At 73.5% G+C, this 15,831-nt stretch carries 16 protein-coding genes; 7 read left to right on the top strand and 9 right to left on the bottom strand.

Annotation, left to right across the window (positions count from 1 at the left end; translation table 11 throughout):
• Positions 1-86: 86 nt before the first annotated feature.
• Positions 87-323, top strand: a complete 237-nt coding sequence (locus QF030_RS14365) for a DUF2277 domain-containing protein (RefSeq protein WP_307163060.1) — start codon at positions 87-89, stop codon at positions 321-323.
• A gap of 185 nt (positions 324-508) precedes the next feature.
• On the opposite strand, the gene QF030_RS14360 is transcribed toward QF030_RS14365, so the two are convergent.
• The 4 genes from QF030_RS14360 to QF030_RS14345 all read right to left on the bottom strand — a co-directional run bounded on the left by QF030_RS14360 (position 509) and on the right by QF030_RS14345 (position 4,811).
• On the bottom strand, positions 509-1,123 hold the full coding sequence (locus QF030_RS14360) for a DedA family protein (protein ID WP_307163059.1): 615 nt from the start codon (positions 1,121-1,123) through the stop codon (positions 509-511).
• Positions 1,124-1,361: 238 nt separating this feature from the next.
• Positions 1,362-1,817, bottom strand: a complete 456-nt coding sequence (locus tag QF030_RS14355; RefSeq protein ID WP_307163058.1) for a DoxX family protein — start codon at positions 1,815-1,817, stop codon at positions 1,362-1,364.
• A 624-nt stretch (positions 1,818-2,441) separates the two neighbouring features.
• The gene (locus tag QF030_RS14350) at positions 2,442-4,088 is read right to left on the bottom strand and encodes an alkaline phosphatase D family protein (RefSeq protein ID WP_307163057.1); all 1,647 of its coding nucleotides are present in this window, start codon (positions 4,086-4,088) and stop codon (positions 2,442-2,444) included.
• A 78-nt stretch (positions 4,089-4,166) separates the two neighbouring features.
• The gene (locus QF030_RS14345; RefSeq protein WP_062649140.1) at positions 4,167-4,811 is read right to left on the bottom strand and encodes an HNH endonuclease family protein; all 645 of its coding nucleotides are present in this window, start codon (positions 4,809-4,811) and stop codon (positions 4,167-4,169) included.
• Between the two features lie 373 nt (positions 4,812-5,184).
• On the opposite strand from QF030_RS14345, the gene QF030_RS14340 reads away from it, so the two are divergent.
• Together QF030_RS14340 and QF030_RS14335 are read left to right on the top strand one after the other, a co-directional pair.
• Positions 5,185-5,766, top strand: coding sequence for a TMEM165/GDT1 family protein (locus QF030_RS14340; protein WP_020126884.1), 582 nt, complete (start codon positions 5,185-5,187; stop codon positions 5,764-5,766).
• A gap of 152 nt (positions 5,767-5,918) precedes the next feature.
• Positions 5,919-6,566 (top strand): HAD family hydrolase, encoded by a 648-nt coding sequence (locus tag QF030_RS14335; RefSeq protein ID WP_307163056.1) that lies wholly within the window; start codon positions 5,919-5,921, stop codon positions 6,564-6,566.
• A 291-nt stretch (positions 6,567-6,857) separates the two neighbouring features.
• Here QF030_RS14335 and QF030_RS14330 read toward each other — a convergent pair whose 3' ends face one another.
• On the bottom strand, positions 6,858-8,045 hold the full coding sequence (locus QF030_RS14330) for a peptidoglycan-binding domain-containing protein (protein WP_307163055.1): 1,188 nt from the start codon (positions 8,043-8,045) through the stop codon (positions 6,858-6,860).
• A gap of 171 nt (positions 8,046-8,216) precedes the next feature.
• On the opposite strand from QF030_RS14330, the gene QF030_RS14325 reads away from it, so the two are divergent.
• Positions 8,217-10,283, top strand: coding sequence for an MDR family MFS transporter (locus QF030_RS14325; protein WP_307163054.1), 2,067 nt, complete (start codon positions 8,217-8,219; stop codon positions 10,281-10,283).
• Here the strand turns inward: QF030_RS14325 and QF030_RS14320 are convergent.
• The gene (locus QF030_RS14320) at positions 10,255-10,770 is read right to left on the bottom strand and encodes a GNAT family N-acetyltransferase (protein WP_307163053.1); all 516 of its coding nucleotides are present in this window, start codon (positions 10,768-10,770) and stop codon (positions 10,255-10,257) included. The genes QF030_RS14325 and QF030_RS14320 overlap by 29 nt on opposite strands.
• Positions 10,771-10,946: 176 nt before the next feature.
• Between QF030_RS14320 and QF030_RS14315 the strand changes: the two genes are divergently transcribed.
• Together QF030_RS14315 and QF030_RS14310 are read left to right on the top strand one after the other, a co-directional pair.
• Positions 10,947-11,636, top strand: a complete 690-nt coding sequence (locus tag QF030_RS14315; protein WP_307163052.1) for a hypothetical protein — start codon at positions 10,947-10,949, stop codon at positions 11,634-11,636.
• Positions 11,637-11,641: 5 nt separating this feature from the next.
• Entirely contained in the window at positions 11,642-12,481 is an 840-nt protein-coding gene (locus QF030_RS14310; protein WP_307163051.1) for a hypothetical protein, read from the top strand.
• Here the strand turns inward: QF030_RS14310 and QF030_RS14305 are convergent.
• Positions 12,470-12,922 carry a DnaJ family domain-containing protein gene (locus QF030_RS14305; RefSeq protein WP_307163050.1) on the bottom strand — a complete coding sequence of 151 codons (453 nt, stop codon included), beginning with the start codon at positions 12,920-12,922 and terminating at the stop codon, positions 12,470-12,472. The genes QF030_RS14310 and QF030_RS14305 overlap by 12 nt on opposite strands.
• A gap of 117 nt (positions 12,923-13,039) precedes the next feature.
• Between QF030_RS14305 and QF030_RS14300 the strand changes: the two genes are divergently transcribed.
• On the top strand, positions 13,040-13,432 hold the full coding sequence (locus QF030_RS14300; RefSeq protein WP_307163049.1) for a hypothetical protein: 393 nt from the start codon (positions 13,040-13,042) through the stop codon (positions 13,430-13,432).
• Positions 13,433-13,459: 27 nt separating this feature from the next.
• Here the strand turns inward: QF030_RS14300 and QF030_RS14295 are convergent, their stop codons facing one another.
• Together QF030_RS14295 and QF030_RS14290 are read right to left on the bottom strand one after the other, a co-directional pair.
• A complete protein-coding gene (locus tag QF030_RS14295; protein WP_307163048.1) occupies positions 13,460-14,131 on the bottom strand; it encodes an O-methyltransferase in 672 nt (223 codons plus the stop codon).
• Between the two features lie 89 nt (positions 14,132-14,220).
• Entirely contained in the window at positions 14,221-15,807 is a 1,587-nt protein-coding gene (locus QF030_RS14290; RefSeq protein ID WP_307163047.1) for a DUF2330 domain-containing protein, read from the bottom strand.
• Positions 15,808-15,831: the final 24 nt, after the last annotated feature.

The raw sequence follows: 15,831 nt of genomic DNA, 5'->3' as shown, positions 1-15,831 counted from the left end.
CTCTCGTCGGTCGGCCCCGCTGGTGCGGTGGCCGCCTCGGAGGTGAGCATGGCACGAGGGCGGGGTGCCGGGGGAGACTGGGACGCATGTGCCGGAGCATCAAGACGCTGCGTCCCCCCGCCCTCCCCGAGAAGGCGACTGAGGACGACATGCGCGCCGCAGCCCTTCAGTACGTCCGCAAGGTGTCCGGCTTCCGGGCACCGGCCGAGCACAACCGGGAGGTGTTCGAGCGAGCGGTCGAGGCCGTCGCCGCGGCCACGGCCGAGCTGCTGGACGGGCTGGAGGTGCGCGGGGCCGGCCGGGGGGAGGCGGCGCGCACGTAGCACCCGCCCCGGTCGCGTCCCGCGCTGCCGCTGACTGCCGTGGCGTTCCGCGCTGCGGCCGACCGCTGTCGTGTCCCGCTGCCGCCGACCGCTGCCGTGTCCTGCGCTGCCGCTGATTGCTGTGGCGTCGTACGCCGCCGGCGACCGCTGTCGTGTGCCGCGCCGCCGCCGACCGTCCTCGCGTCCTACGCCGCCGGCTGGCGTCGCATGACGTACGCCGCACCGGCGCCCGCGCCGAACAGCGCGAGCACCGACACTCCCGTCGCGAGCCATGTCGTGCCGAGCCAGTGCGCGCCGAAGTAGCCGAGGGCGGCGCTGTAGGCCGCCCAGGAGAGGCCGGCCAGGGCGGACCAGGGGAGGAACTCGCGCGGGCGGCGATGGGCGGCGCCCGCGATGAGGGAGACGACCGAACGGCCGGCGGGGGCGAAGCGGGCCAGCACCACCAGGGCGCCGCCGCCCCGGGCCAGCGCCTCGCCGAGACGTTCCTGCGCGGTGGTCAGCCGACGGGAGCGGGAGATCGCGCGGTCCAGGCGCTCACCGCCGCGCCAGGCCAGCCGGTAGGCCACCAGGTCGCCCAGCACCGAGGCGGTCGTCGCGGAGAGGATCAGGACCATGATGTCCGGTACGTCGTGCGGCACCTGACCGGTCGCCGCGCCCGAGCCCGCTGCCGCGGCCGTCGCCGCCGTGATGACGAGCACCCCGCTGGGCAGCACCGGCAGGAACACGTCGAGGAGGACCGACAGGCCCACCACCGCGTAGATCCATGGGCTGCCGAGCAGAACCCCCACGCTTTCGAACACCGCTGACTCCCCGTGTCTCCCCCGTGACGGCCGACCGTGCCGCTGTGTCGCGGGGGAGCGGCAGGTGCGGCCAATGACAGCCATACAGCGTACGCCCGGAGTGTGACAGGGGTTTCACGGGGGGCTCATGTGTTCGGTGCGGCACGTTCACGTGGTGCCCGCACCACATGCTGATCCGCGGTCGCCCGGGCGTCACAGGAGCCCGGGCGGCCGCGGATCGCCGTGCCTCCGCGAAGGGTCAGGCGGAAACCGTGGCCTTCCGCGCCGCGGGCTCCCGCTCGGTGGCCGGACGGCCGGCGAACAGCCGGTCCAGGCCGAGGGCGCCGGAACCGGTGAACACCAGCAGCAGGAAGGCCCAGCAGAACATCGCGGAGGCCTCGCCGCCGTTCTGGATGGGCCACAGGGCGCCCGACTGGTGCACGTCGAAGTAGGCATACGCCATGGAGCCCGAGGCCACGAACGCGGCGGCCCGGGTGCCGAGACCGAGCAGCACCAGGCTGCCGCAGACCAGCTGGATCACGGCCGCGTACCAGCCGGGCCAGGCACCGGCGTCGAGCGTGCCGCCGTCGGTGCCCGCGGCGCCGCCGAGGACGCCGAAGAGCGAGGCCGCGCCGTGGCAGGCGAAGAGCAGGCCCACGACGATGCGGAAGAGGCCGACCGCGTAGGGCTGGGCGGTGTTGAGGCGAGCGGACATGGTGGGGGGTGCTCCTTCGGTGTCGGTCGGGCCGGTCCCGGATGGGGGGAAGGACCGGTCGGTGGGGGCGGCGGTACCGAATGAGCGACACACGTTAGGCGCACCTGATCAATGCTTGCAAGTTCAACTTCTAGCCACGGCTGGGACTCCGGAGGGGGTGTGGTGCGGGTGTTCGTCCGGTGTTCCGCTGCGGCTCCGTTCGCGGTCCTGGCTGGGGTTCCGGCTGGCGTCAGGCCTTCCTGGCCGCCGCGTGCGGAGCGGCTCTCGTCACCGCGTCCGCGCCCGGGAGTGTGACCGAATCCACCCCTGGGTGAGCACCCGCCGCGGTGGCCCGGCGCACGTCCTCCGTGGGTATGCCGACGGTCAACCGCCTTGTGCGCAACCGAATATGACGGAACGTCAAGTCGTGCGGCGCGGGATGACGCCGGCCCCCCGCACGAGCGGGCGGTGACGGCCGTACGGGCCCTCGGCGTTGTCGCCCCGCGCCAGGTACGGGATGCCGCGCCGGGAACCCGCGTGCAGGCGTGGCTCGTGACCGGAGGCGTGGCTCGTCACCGGAGGGCGGGAGCGCCGTCGGTCGTCACGGAAGCCGATGCGGGGCCCGGGCAGCCCTGTTGTCCCGCCTCAGGGCGTCAGGTCGGACTCCCGCAGCGTCGTCAGCGACCCGTCCGGCTGCGCCTTCTCCAGCCGCAGCCGGGCCGAACGCCCGCGCAGGGTGAGGAACATGAGCTGGTTGCCGAACCACGGGCCGCCCTTCTTGCGCCAGCCGACCGGCGGGCGGGGGCAGCGGCCGTGCCGGCGAAGCGCGCGGCCGAGCGCCCGCGCCACGGCGCTCCAGCCGAAGCGGAAGCCCACCCGGATGGACGCGGGAACGGAGTTGTGGACGGGGGAGCAGGTGAGCTGGAACACCCGCGCGTCGGGGCCGCCGCCCTCGTGCCAGTACGGCTCGGCCACGTACGCGTGGTGCACGTCCCCCGAAAGGACGAGCACGCTCGCCGGCGCCCCCGGCCCGGTCCCCGTCTCGGCGATCAGGTCCGCCAGCCCGGCGAAGGAGTCCGGGAAGGCCGCCCAGTGCTCCAGGTCCGCCCCCCGCCGCACCTTCTCCCCGATGCCGGCCCAGCGCGCCCCGCGCTCGCCCCGGCACAGCGCCGCGTCCCACGCCTCGGCGTCGTGCACCAGATGCGGCAGCAGCCAGGGCAGCGAGGTGCCGATCAGAAGGTGGTCGAAGGTTCCGGGACCGTCGAGAGCCTGTTCGCGCAGCCAGTCCCGCTCGCCCTGGTCGAGCATCGAGCGCTCGCCCTCGTCGAGGACCCGCGCCGCCCTGCTGTCGACCATCAGCAGCCGCACGCGCCCGAAGTCGCGCCGGTAGCTCCACCGCACGGACGCCGGTTCCGCGTCGGCGCGGCAGGCGAAGTCACGCAGCACGTCGGTGCCGTCGGGGGCCTCGCGCACGGCGGCGTAGAGCGGGTCCGCGGCCAGCTCGTCCGGGGAGAGGTTCCCGAGGTGCTGGTGCACCCAGTAGGACATCAGGCCGCTCTGCAGCCGCTCGCGCCACCAGGGCGTGGCCCGCATGTCGGCCAGCCAGGAGGCGGAGGTGTTCCAGTCGTCGATGACGTCGTGGTCGTCGAAGACCATGCAGCTCGGCACGGTGGACAGCAGCCAGCGCACCTCGGGGTCGAGCCAGGACTCGTAGTAGAGCCAGGTGTACTCCTCGAAGTCCGCGACGCCGGCGCCCGGCGGATCGGCGAGGCCGCGGCGGGCGGCGATCCGCTCCCGGGTCGCGTCGGAGACCTCGTCGGCGTAGACCTGGTCGCCCAGCAGCAGCAGCACGTCGGGCCGTTCGGCGTCCGGGTCGCCGGCGAGCCGCGCCGCCAGGCTGTCCAGCGCGTCGGGCCCCACGGGGTCGCGCCCGCCGGCCGGGGGCGCCGCCCAGCGGCAGGAGCCGAACGCGACCCGGACCTCGTCGCCGTCACCGTCGGCGCCGACCGCGGCGGGGGTGCGGATCTCCGACGGCGGGAAGGAGGAGTCGGGCAGCGGCCACACGCGGGCGCCGTCGAGGAACACCTCGTACCCCGTGGCCGTGCCCGCCGTCAGGCCCGTCACCTCGACGAGGGCGTAGTGGTGGCCCGCCACCTGGAAGGTGGTGGCCGTGCCGCCGGCGCCGTCCGCGCAGCGCACCTCGGTGGCACACGGACGGCTCGCCTCGACCCATACGGTCGCCCTCGAGCCGTCGGCGTATCTCAGCACTGGTCCCAGCCGCAGTTCGGCCACGCGATCGCCCTCCTCCGTCGCCCCGTACGGTACGGAACGACGGAGGGGAGTGGCGAGATCCCTGCGGACGCGGGTCGATCAGCAGCTCGCCAGGTAGCCGGTGAGCGCGCTCTTCTCGGCGGAGTCCACCGACAGGCCGTAGTAGTACTTCACCTGGACCCACGCACGGACGTAGGTGCAGCGGTACGAGGTGACCGACGGCATCCACTCGGCCGGGTCCTGGTCGCCCTTGGACTGGTTCACGTTGTCCGTGACGGCGATGAGCTGCGGGCGTGTCAGGTCGTTGGCGAAGGCCTGGCGCTGGGCGGTGGTCCAGTTGCGGGCGCCGGAGTCCCAGGCCTCGGCGAGCGGGACCATGTGGTCGATGTCGACGTCTGCTGCGGCGGTCCAGGTGGCACCGTCGTAGGGCGAGAACCAACTGCCGCTGGTGGCGGCGCAGGCGGAGCTGGTGACGACGTTCGTACCGTCGCGCTTGAGGACCGTCTCCCGGGTGTTGCAGGTGCCGGAGATGGTGATCCAGTGCGGGAAGAGGTCACGGCTGTACCCGGTGCGGACCTCGGTCGCCACGGTGAGCGAGGCGAGGTACGTGCGGGCGGTGGCGGCGCTCACCGGGGTGGGGAGGGCGGCGGAGGCGGTCGGGGAGTTGAGCAGCCCGACCGAGGCTATGAGGCCGGTGAGGGCGGCGAGTATGCTCAGCCGTCCACGCGCGTAGAACTTCGACATGCGAACTCCATGGGGGAGGCGGGGTGTTGGAGCGCGAGCGTGGGAATGCTCGCGGCCGCACGTTGCGGGGAGATGTGCGCCCGGTGAGAAGTTAGTGACGCGTGCATGACACGACAAGGTTTATGGCAGAACGATCTCGTACAATGGGAAGCGCAGAAGGGGAGTAGCTCTTCGCCGGACCGTCGACATACTGCTCAGCTCGTCTGAGCCGGCGCCCGGAGGCCACTCGTCACAGGGTCGGCCAGCGAGACCTTCGGCAAGCAGTGCACATCCCTGCCCACGGCAGGGATGACATGTGTGCTGCCGTGCCGAGGTGTCTTTTCTCCTGAGTGTCAGGACTCTCGGCGGGGCGGCCCCGACCGATTGAGGAACCTTGATCAGCATCACCGTGACGGCGCTCGTCTTCGGCGTCGTCTTCCTGGCCGAACTGCCCGACAAGACCGCGCTCGCCGGTCTCGTCCTCGGCACCCGCTACCGCGCCTCGTACGTCTTCGCCGGGGTCGCCGCCGCCTTCGCGCTGCATGTCGCGCTGGCCGTCGCGGCGGGCAGTGTGCTGACCCTGCTCCCGCAGCAACTCGTGCACGCGCTGACCGGTGTCCTGTTCCTGGGCGGCGCGGCGGTGCTGCTGCTGAAGAAGGACGAGGGCGAGGAGGAGGTCCGGCGGCCGGAGAACCAGTCCTTCTGGAAGGTCGCGGGCGCGGGCTTCATGCTGATCCTCGTCGCCGAGTTCGGCGACCTGACCCAGATCATGACGGCGAACCTCGCCGCCCGCTACGACGATCCGCTCTCGGTCGGACTGGGTGCGGTGCTGGCGCTGTGGGCGGTGGCCGGGCTCGGCATCGTCGGCGGAAAGGCGCTGATGAAGCGGGTGCCGCTCAAGTTGATCACGCAGATCGCGGCGCTGCTGATGCTGGCGCTCGGGGTGTGGAGCCTGTGGGAGGCGATCGCCGGCTGAGCCGAACGGCGGGTGAACGCCGCCCGGCACTTCGCGGCCGGGGTGGCGGTGGACCCGCATTGTTTTGTACCGTTGAGAAACAAAGTGGCTCCCGTCCGTTTTCCCTGACCGGCGGGCGGGGCCGCCTTGTCTCTTCCTACCTGGAGCTGCTGATGCCGGTCCTGACCGCCCGCGCCCTCCTGCTCGACATGGACGGCACCCTCGTGAACTCCGACGCCGTCGTGGAGCGGATCTGGCGGCGCTGGGCCGACGCGCACGGGCTCGACGGCGACGAGGTCATGAAGGTCGTCCACGGTCGCCAGGGGTACGCCTCGATGGCCGTGCTGCTGCCCGGCCGGCCCGTCCACCTGAACCACGCGGACAACGCGCGGATGCTGGCGGAGGAGACCGCCGACATGGACGGCGTCGTGCCGGTGCCCGGCGCGCCGGAGTTCCTCGCCTCCCTGCGGGGCGTCCCGCACGCGTTGGTCACCTCGGCGGACGTCCCGCTGTCGACGGCGCGGATGGCCGCGGCCGGTCTGGCCCTTCCGGACGTGCGCGTCACCGCCGAGTCGGTCGGCGCGAGCAAGCCGGACCCCGAGGGTTTCCTGAAGGGCGCGGCCGAGCTGGGGATCGCCCCGGCCGAGTGCGTCGTGTTCGAGGACTCCGGAGCGGGCATCGAAGCCGGCCGGGCCGCCGGGATGCGGGTCGTCGGAGTGGGTCCCCGGGCGGCCGCGCACGGACCCGACGCGCTGGTCCGTGACCTGCGGCAGGTGCGGGTCGAGGCGGATGGCTCCGAGGTGCGGATCCACGTGACGTGAGAACCCCGGGGGCCGGGGCGCCGTCGGGGGCGGAGTGCCGTCGGGAGGCGGCGTGCCGCGATGCCGTGAAACCTCGGTGCTGGGGTCGCGTACGTGGTGCCAGTGTGGTTTCGGTGCCCGGGGCAGTCCCGGGCGCCTGAGGTCTCGGTGACGGCGACTGGCCATGGCGCCCTGAGGTTCCGGTACCGGGGTCACGTGCGTGGTGTCGTGAGGTGCCGGTGCCGGTACCGAGTCGTGTGCCGTGCGGTTCCGGTGCCGCGCGGCTGTGGTGGTGTGGGGCCGGACCCGGGGCTACGGCTCCGTCGTCTCGGATTCCAGGCGGGCCCGGGTCAGCGCTCCGTACACGCCCATGCCGTCCCCCGTGGTGCCCCGGGACCACTGGTAGTTGCGCAGGGCGTCCTCGACCTCGCCGGTGAACGTGCCGTCGGCCTCGCCGTTGTAGAGGTACAGCTGGCGCAGACGCAGTTGCAGTTCGGTCACCTCGGCGCCCTTGTCGCCGCGGCGCAGGACGACCGCCTCGGTGGAGCCGTCGTCGCCGTCCGCCCCGTTGCCGGGCGCCAGGGAGCCGGTCACGCGGGCGGTCGGGGTGGCCTGCCCGGCGTCGGCCGACGCCGACGCCGAGGGCGAGGCGCTCGACTCCGACGCCGAGGGCGACGGGCGCTCGCTCTCGGAGGGCGACGGGGAGGCCTCGGAGGCCGACGGGGACGCGGAACGACTCGGCGACGCCGATGCCGAGGCGGCCCTGGTCGAGGCGTCCGGCACGGCCGCCCGCACGTCCTGCGGAGCGGCCCCGTCGCGCGTCGGCTTCTCGTAGCTGAACAGCCCGGAGGCGAAACCGGCCGCCGCCACCACGGCCACGACGGCCGCCGTCGTCGCGATCAGCAGCGCGCGGCGACGGCCCGGGCGGTGCGGTTCCTCGTCGTAGGGATGAACGGCGTCGACGTCCGCCGCCTCGAAAAGGCTCAGGTCGGTCGTGCTGGGTTCGGAGGCGGACGACGCCAGAGGTGTGGGCAGCGCCGCCGTCATGTCCGCCGTCGTGTCCGGCGGCGGGCCGGCGGGATGCACGGCGCGCAAGGGCATCGTCGCGTCGGCCGGAACGACAGGGACACCAGGCCCACCAGGCACACCCGAAGCACCAGGAGCGGGCGGGGCGGGCGGGACGCCGGGCACGGCCGGCAGCGGCATCGTCACGTCGGTCGCGCCGGTGGAGCACTCGGCCCCGGCGTGGGGCTCGTTCCCCGAGGCTCCCGCGCTCTCGCCCCCCGCCTCGTTCCCCAGCTCGACGTAGGGCCGTATGCGCAACGGATCGAAGTCCTCCGCGGCGGCCGCCTCCGTCGTGCGGGTGTCGCGCTGGGCCTCGGAGGCGCGCCGGGCGCAGAAGCAGGACGGGGTGTTGTCCGGCGCGCGGAGCGCTCCGCACTCCGGGCACGGCAGCCCCTGCTGCTCCGAGCGCCCCTGGTGCCCCGTCGGATCGATCACGTGTTCGTCCCTCCCCATTGAAACTCCAGAGATTATGCAGATCCTCCACAGACCCTGCCGCCCGCGGCCCCCGGAATGTCGTATTCCGTCAGGGCGCAAGAGGACTCGAGAGGCCATAACGGGGCACACCGATCACGATGGAGGGGATCACCAGAGCCTCAGGAGGCATCCATGGTCTTGGACGCGCACAGCAGGGCGACGGATCCGCGCGCGGAACACGTGTCCGGAAACGTTCTCGTGTCCATCGGCGCGCTCCTGCTCGGCATGCTCCTCGCCGCCCTGGACCAGACGATCGTGTCGACCGCCCTGCCCACGATCGTCAGCGAGCTCGGTGGTATGGAGCACCTGTCGTGGGTGGTCACCGCGTACCTGCTCGCGTCGACTGCCGCGACCCCGCTGTGGGGCAAACTCGGCGACCAGTACGGGCGCAAGAGGCTGTTCCAGATCGCGATCGTCATCTTCCTGATCGGCTCGGCGCTGTGCGGAATGGCGCAAAACATGCCGCAGCTGATCGCCTTCCGTGCTCTCCAGGGCCTGGGCGGCGGCGGCCTGATGGTGCTGTCGATGGCGATCGTCGGCGACCTCGTCCCGCCGCGCGACCGCGGCCGCTACCAGGGCCTGTTCGGCGCGGTGTTCGGCGCCACGAGCGTCCTCGGCCCGCTGCTGGGCGGCCTGTTCACCGAGCATCTGAGCTGGCGCTGGGTGTTCTACGTCAACCTGCCCGTCGGCGTCGTGGCCCTCGCCGTCATCGCGACGGCCCTGCACATCCCGCGCAAATCCGCGAAGCATGTCATCGACTACCTCGGCACCTTCCTCATCGCCGCGGTCGCCACCTGCCTGGTCCTGGTGGCCTCGCTCGGCGGGACCACCTGGGACTGGGCCTCGCCGCAGATCATCGGCCTGGCGGTGCTGGGTGTGCTCCTGGCCGTGGCGTTCGTGGCCGTGGAGCGGCGGGCGGCCGAACCGGTGCTCCCCCTGAAACTGTTCCGCATCCGCACCTTCACCCTGGCCGCGGTGATCAGCTTCATCGTCGGCTTCGCGATGTTCGGCGCGATGACGTATCTGCCGACCTTCCTCCAGGTGGTGCAGGGCGTTTCGCCGACCCTGTCCGGCGTGCACATGCTGCCGATGGTGGCGGGCCTGCTGCTGGCGTCCACCGCCTCCGGGCAGATCGTCAGCCGCACCGGCCGCTGGAAGGTGTTCCCGGTCGTCGGCACCGCCGTCACCACGCTCGGCCTGCTCCTGCTGCACCGGCTCGACGAACACAGCTCCACGGGCGCGATGAGCGCCTGCTTCTTCGTGTTCGGCCTCGGCCTCGGCCTGGTCATGCAGGTGCTGGTGCTGATCGTGCAGAACGCGGTCGCCTACGAGGACCTCGGCGTCGCCACCTCCGGGGCGACCTTCTTCCGCTCGATCGGCGCCTCCTTCGGCGTCGCGATCTTCGGCACGATCTTCTCGGGCCGCCTCGGCGACAAGCTCACGGACGCCTTCCGGGGCGTGCAACTGCCGTCCGGGGTCTCGGTGGGCGGACTCGAGTCCGACCCGCGCGGCATCGCCGCACTGCCGTCGGCCGTGCGACCGCAGGCCCTGAACGCGTACGCGTCCGCCATCACCGACGTCTTCCTGTACGCCGCCCCCGTCGCCCTCGTCGGGTTCCTCCTGGCCTGGTTCCTCAGGGAGGACCCGTTGCGGGTCTCGGTCACCGCGCCCGACGTGACGGAGACGCTCGCCAGCAACCCGGTGGAACGGTCCTCCTACGACGAGGTGTGCCGGGCGCTGTCCGTCCTCGGCACCCGTGAGGGCCGTCGTGAGGTCTACCGGAAGATCGCCGTCCAAGCCGGTCAGGACCTCCTCCCGGCCTCGAGCTGGCTGCTGCTGCGGATCAAACGCTGCGGCAGTGTCGAGCCGCCGATGCTGGCCGAACGCACCACCGTCCCGCTGCCGGTGATCATCGAGGCCGTCCGGCAGGTCGAGGGGCGCGGGCTCGCCGTGCGCGAGGGCCTCGACATGGTGCTGACCGAGGCGGGCCGCGAGGTCGCCGACCGGCTCGCCGAGGTCCGTGAGGAATCGCTCGCCGAGCTGCTCGGCGACTGGTGGGGCCCGGACCGGCCCACCGACCTGGTGCAGCTCGTCAGGGAACTGAACAGCGAGCTGTGCGGCTCGGACCGGGAACAGCCGCACGGCGGCCGGACCGTGCCCGACCGCCGGCTCACCCGAGGTCCTGGCCGAGCGACCTGACGAACCAGTGATCGGCGTACGGGTCCGCGTTGTGCGGTTCGGTCTCCGCGTATCCCAGCCGCGCGTACAGGGCACGGGCTTCGACGAGGTCGCCGCGGGTGTCGAGGATCATCCGGGTGGCGCCGAGCGCGCGGGCGGCGTCCTCGGCGCCGCGGACGAGGAGCGCCGCGCCGCCCCTGCCGCGCAGCTCCGCCCGGACGAACACCCGGGTGAGTTCGGCGGTGCGGGCGTCCCGCAGCCGTACGCCCGCCGTCCCGGCCGGCTCACCGCCGTACCGGCCGACGAGCAACCGTCCAGTGGGCGGGGCGAGTTCGGCCCCCGAGTGGGCCGCGATCTCCCGCTCCAGCTCGACCGGGTCGGTCCCGCGCCCCTCGTGCAGCAGGTAATAGCGGTCGCTCACCTCGGTGTAGTACGCCCGCCAGAGGGCGCGGGCGACCGGGGAGTCGAAGGGTTCGGCGGTGATGGCCCAGGTCGGTGGCGGTGTCATGCGGACATTGTCCGAAGACGGTGCGGTGGCCTCGCAACCGGATATACCCGGGCCGTCCCGCCCCGGTCCGCGGCGGCGCCCCCGTCCCGGCGGCTCCGGGAACCGTTTGGCCGGGGCAGTCCGGGCAACCCGACGTGAGAACCGGCCCGTGGGGCCGACACATCGGAAGGCAAGGCATGTCCACAGGAGTGATCATCGCTCTGATCGTGATCGTGGCGGCCGTCGTAGCCGTCGCGGCCGTTCTGGCCGTGCGGGCCCGCGGCTCGCACGGCGGACACGGTCTGAAGCGTCGCTTCGGGCCCGAGTACGACCGTGCCGTGGCCCGGCACGACGGGGACGTCAAGGCCGCCGAGCGCGAGCTCGACGCCCTCGTGGAGCGGCACGGCGGGCTGCGTGAGCGTCCGCTGGAGCCCGCGGAGCGGGAGAGGTTCGAGGCCCGCTGGACGGCCGCGCAGGAGCGGTTCGTCGACTCGCCCCAGGAGGCGGTCACCGAAGCCGACCGTCTGCTCGCCGAAGTGGCCGGCGCCCGGGGCTTCCCGGACGGCGCCCAGTACGAGGAGCAGCTCGCCGCGCTCTCGGTCCACCACGCGCACCAGGTGCACGGCTACCGGCATGTCCATCACGTCGCCCGCGCACACGGCAACGGCGCCGGCGCGCACGACGCGACCGGCACCTCCGGCGCCCCCGGCACGGAGGAGATGCGGGCCGCCATGGTCGAGGCCCGCGAGCTCTTCGACGAGCTGGTCGGCGACGCCTCCCACGACGCCGGCCGCCGTCGCACGCAGCAGCCCGTCGGCCAGAACGGCTCCCGCTCGAGCCACCACCTGCCGCGGGGCTTCCACCGGCACCAGGCGAAGGAGGGCTGACCGCCATGACCGACCTGACACCGAACAGGACGCCGGACACGTCACGGGACGCGACGCGGGACACGGCTGCGGACCAGGAAGCGGTCCCCGGCGTGAACCCCGGCGAACACCGGCCGACGAGCGACCGAGCCCGCGCGGCGAAGGCCGCCGAGGCCGTCCGGGCCGGCGAAGCCGCACGGTCCGCGAAGGCCGCGCGAGCCGGCCAGGCCGCACGGCCGGGCGAGACGGCACTGCCCGGTGAAGCCGCCCCGGCGGGCGGGACCGCCGCGCCGGGCGAGGCCGTCCCGCCGGGGGAGAGGGGACGGACGTCGACGGCGCCGCGTGGTACGGCAGCCGCCGGGGAGCCGACGCCGCTGGGCGCCGACGTCGGTGCGGGCGGAACGGCGCGCGGCCGGGCCGCCGGCGCGGGCCGCGACGCAGGCCCGCTCAGCGCCTCGCAGGACGGGGCACAGCCCCGGCACCGGGACGGGGGCGCGGTGGACGACGCCACGGGCGCCGACCGCGCGCCGACGGCAGCCACCGCCGGCCGGCAGACCGGCCACGGCACGCCCCTGCTGCCCGGTGACGAGTGCGACCTGATCGCCTCCCGCATGCGGCACGCGGTCGTCGGGTTCGTCGACGGCCCGCGCGACGCCGTCGCGGAGGCCGACCAGGTGCTGGAGGAACTCGCCGCACGCTTCACGGACGCCGTGGACCGGCGACGCCGTACCCTGCGCGGATCCTGGCAGGGCGCGGAAGGCGGCAAGGACCGCTCCGCGACCGCTGGGACGGCCACCGACACCGAACAGCTCCGGCTCGCCCTGCGGGACTACCGCGAACTGACCGAGCGGCTGCTACACCTCTGAGCCCTCGGCCCCTTCGGCCCTCGCGGCCGACCCGCCTGCCGCCGCCCGGCGCTCCCGCCACTCCCGTACGACCGCTTCGACGTCGTACGGCTTCATGCCCAGCGGGGGGCCGGGCGGCGGCTTGAACATCATGTCGCGCAGCTTGACGTTGACGTCCGTGACGATCTTCCGGACGAGGCGTTCCGAAGGCGCCGCGTAGGCCGCCGCGAGCGCGTCCTCCGCCTCCTTGCGCAGAGCGAGCGTCGGCGGCAGGACGGAGAGGCCCTCCCGGGCCATCTTGCGCTTGATCCACCAGAGTTCGTCGTACGCGGTGTCCGCACCCGCGGGCAACGGCTTCCCCGCGCCCGGCAGTTCGTCGAACTCGCCGCGCCGCTCGGCGTCGCGGATCTGCTTGTCGACCCAGGACTCGAACGGGACACCCGGTGGCTTTCGCTCGGTCATGCGTCCATTGTGCCGGACGCGGTGGGGCCGGGCGATTTATCATGCGGCCGCTGTGCAAGCACACTTAGGACCCAGGACGCCGACAGGCATGTCAAAGACACCTCAAGGGGAGCGCACGTGCTCGAACTCACCATGGCCACCGTCTCCGGGACGGAAGAGGGCGCCACGGCCGGCATGCTGATGGCCGACTCGCCCAGCGACCCGGGTGCCGTGCTCCGGGTGGGCCGGGACAAGTCCGTCTGCCGCCTCGCGACCCCCGACGACTGGCTGTTCGTCTCCCGGGTGCACCTGGAGTTCCTGTGCGGCCCCGAGGGCGCCTGGCAGGTCTCGTGGCTGCGCGGCTCGCAGGACGAGCCGTCCTCCGAGGTGCGGCTGGTGAGCGGCGAGTACACGCAACCGCTCGCCTACGGCGGGACCGTGCCGCTGGCGCGCGGCGGCTCCGGCGAGATCATCGTCCTCGACCGCACCGGGCCGCGCAGCGTCAACGTGGGCTTCTATCACGAGGCGTGACAGTTTCCGGGGGGAAGGTCCGCCGGGTCAGGCCAGCACGCGCGCCAGCGCGAAGCCGTCGTAGCCCTTCGCCCCGACCGTCTGGATGGCCGTGCCGCTCAGCCTCGGATGCGAGCCGATCAGTTCGAGCGCGGCACGGGTGCCGACCACGTCCCCCGCGTCGGTGTCCGGGTCCACGACCCGGCCGCCCCGTACGACGTTGTCGACGACGATCAGACTGCCCACGCTCGTGAGTTTCAGCGCCCACTCCAGGTAGTGGGCGTTGTTCACCTTGTCGGCGTCGATGAAGACGAGGTCGAAGGGCGGCGGGTTCTCGTCGGCCAGCAGCGGCAGCAGCTCCAGGGCGGGCCCCACCCGCACCTCGACCAGCTTCTCCAGGCCCGCGCGGGCGATGTTGCGGGTGGCGACCTCCGCGTGCCGGGGGTCGTACTCCAGCGAGATCAGCCGGCCGTCGGCCGGGAGCGCGCGGGCCAGCCAGATCGTGCTGTACCCGCCGAGCGTGCCGATCTCCAGGACCGTCCGGGCCCCCTGGATCTCGGCAAGCAGCTGGAGCAGCTTGCCCTGGTTCGCCGTGACGCTGATGTGCGGCAGCCCGGCGGCCGTGCTGTCGCGCAGTGCGGCGGCCGTCACCTCGTCGTCCGGGGCGAGATGGTCGGTGAAGTAGGCGTCGACGGCGTCCCAGGCCTGCGACTCGCTCATGCGCTCTGCCTCTCGTGTACCTGACATATCCGGCGGTGTGTCTAGTCAGGCATGCTAAGTCGCGCCCCGCGGATCCCCGGCCGGGGCTCTCAGCCGTTCGGCGCAGGGGGCCCGGCGCCGGGCGCCAAGGACGGGGAAGGCGCCGTGCGGGGCGTGGGGGGTTCGGGGGGCGCGGGCGAGGTCGCCGGAGTGGCCGGAGTGGGGCGGGCGGAAGGCGCGGGGGGCGGCCGGGGCGGCGCGATCGGCTTCGGCGGAACGGGAGCGGGGGGACGGGCGGGCGGGGCCGGAGGGGCGACCGGAGCGGGAGGGGCCGGGGGAGGACCGGTGGGGGCGGGCGGCCGCGCGGGCCGAGGGGGAGTGCGGCGCGGGGACGGCGGCCGCGAAGGAACGGGGGGCGCACCGGTGGTGGCCGGCGCAGCCGACGCGACGGACGCACCGGCCGATCCCGCGGCCGAGGCCGAGGCCGATGCGCAAGCTGATGCTGGGGCCGGGGCCGGGGCCGATGCCGGGGGCACGGTCCCGGCAGGGATCGCCGGCGCGAAGCCCGAGGCATGGCGGGGGCGGGGCAGGGACGCCTGGCGGGCCCGGCCCCAGCGGATCCCGACCACGACCGCGACCGTGTTCAGGACGACCAGTCCGCCGACGACCGTGAGCAGCCACACCGGGACCCCGGCGAGCGCGAGCAGCCGGTCCTCGTAGATCACCTGACGGTACGCGGTGTCGGTCGCCGCCCGGCGCAGCTCATGGTCCCCGGAGATCCGCGAAGGCCGCGGGAACTCCTGGGCCACGGCCGTCAGGAACGGCGTGCCCTTCGCCAGTGCGGCCAGCGGCCCGGTCGTCTCGCCGAGCGGTCCGGCGAACGTCACACGCGGCCTGTCGCCGCCGATCCGCGAGGCCGGTTCCATGCGGTGGGCGGCGAGGACGTACAGGCCGAGCGACTGCGGGGTGGCCGCCAGCCGGGACAGCCGCATCGGGTAGACGAGGCGGTCGGTGGCGAAGGTGAGGTGCAGCGGCTCGAGCTCGCCGCGCAACGCGGTTCCGGCGCTCTCCGGGGTCAGCCGGACCGCCACGTACTCCCAGTGCCGGTCGACGTACGGCCGGAGCGCGGTCTCGAGGCGATCGGGGAGGGCGAAGTCGTTGGCGCGCAGCCAGTCGTCGAGGCCGGCCGGGTCGGTGGCGGTGAGCCGGGCCACGTCGAACGGGCCGAGCCGCTCGCGTCCGATCACGCCGACACCGGGTCGCGCTCCCGGCGGGGGCGGGCCCGCCCTGCCACCGCCCGTGGTCAGCGGCCAGTCGCCGTCCTGCGGCCAGAAGTGGTGGCGGGTGCGGTGCACGGGGGCCGTGGCCGCGGCGAGCTGGTCGAACAGCTCCGGATCGCCGAGTCCGACCGTCGCCCGGTGCGGCACGGGCATGATCCAGGCGGCCCGGTCGGCGTCGCCGTCGACCGTCAGCCGCATCACGATCTGTTCCTGCGCGCCGTCCCAGCGCACGGCGGAGACCTCCCGGCCGACCACGACCTGCCGCTGGTCACCGGGGACCAGCGCACCGCAGCCGCACGCGTAGGCCGGCGCGACGAGCGAACCGAGCTGGATCGCCAGCAGGGCCAGGAGCACGCCCGTGATCCGGCCGCGTGACCACCTCCGCCGCGCCTGCCGTCCCCGCAGGAAACCGACCATGCCCCGTATCCCCTCCAGCACTCC

This window comes from Streptomyces rishiriensis, from assembly GCF_030815485.1.
GTDB lineage: Bacteria > Actinomycetota > Actinomycetes > Streptomycetales > Streptomycetaceae > Streptomyces > Streptomyces rishiriensis_A.
The sequence above is the reverse complement of the archived record's forward strand: the minus strand, read 5'-3'. Positions and strand labels throughout refer to the sequence as shown.

Excerpts from the sequence above, each read along its gene's own strand:
- QF030_RS14295 (WP_307163048.1), bottom strand. The coding sequence starts at position 14,131 with ATGAGCGAGTCGCAGGCCTGGGACGCCGTCGACGCCTACTTCACCGAC.
- QF030_RS14310 (WP_307163051.1), top strand. The coding sequence starts at position 11,642 with ATGACCGACCTGACACCGAACAGGACGCCGGACACGTCACGGGACGCG.
- QF030_RS14315 (WP_307163052.1), top strand. The coding sequence starts at position 10,947 with ATGTCCACAGGAGTGATCATCGCTCTGATCGTGATCGTGGCGGCCGTC.
- QF030_RS14320 (WP_307163053.1), bottom strand. The coding sequence starts at position 10,770 with ATGACACCGCCACCGACCTGGGCCATCACCGCCGAACCCTTCGACTCC.
- QF030_RS14305 (WP_307163050.1), bottom strand. The coding sequence starts at position 12,922 with ATGACCGAGCGAAAGCCACCGGGTGTCCCGTTCGAGTCCTGGGTCGAC.
- QF030_RS14325 (WP_307163054.1), top strand. The coding sequence starts at position 8,217 with ATGGTCTTGGACGCGCACAGCAGGGCGACGGATCCGCGCGCGGAACAC.
- QF030_RS14365 (WP_307163060.1), top strand. The coding sequence starts at position 87 with ATGTGCCGGAGCATCAAGACGCTGCGTCCCCCCGCCCTCCCCGAGAAG.
- QF030_RS14335 (WP_307163056.1), top strand. The coding sequence starts at position 5,919 with ATGCCGGTCCTGACCGCCCGCGCCCTCCTGCTCGACATGGACGGCACC.
- QF030_RS14290 (WP_307163047.1), bottom strand. The coding sequence starts at position 15,807 with ATGGTCGGTTTCCTGCGGGGACGGCAGGCGCGGCGGAGGTGGTCACGC.
- QF030_RS14345 (WP_062649140.1), bottom strand. The coding sequence starts at position 4,811 with ATGTCGAAGTTCTACGCGCGTGGACGGCTGAGCATACTCGCCGCCCTC.
- QF030_RS14355 (WP_307163058.1), bottom strand. The coding sequence starts at position 1,817 with ATGTCCGCTCGCCTCAACACCGCCCAGCCCTACGCGGTCGGCCTCTTC.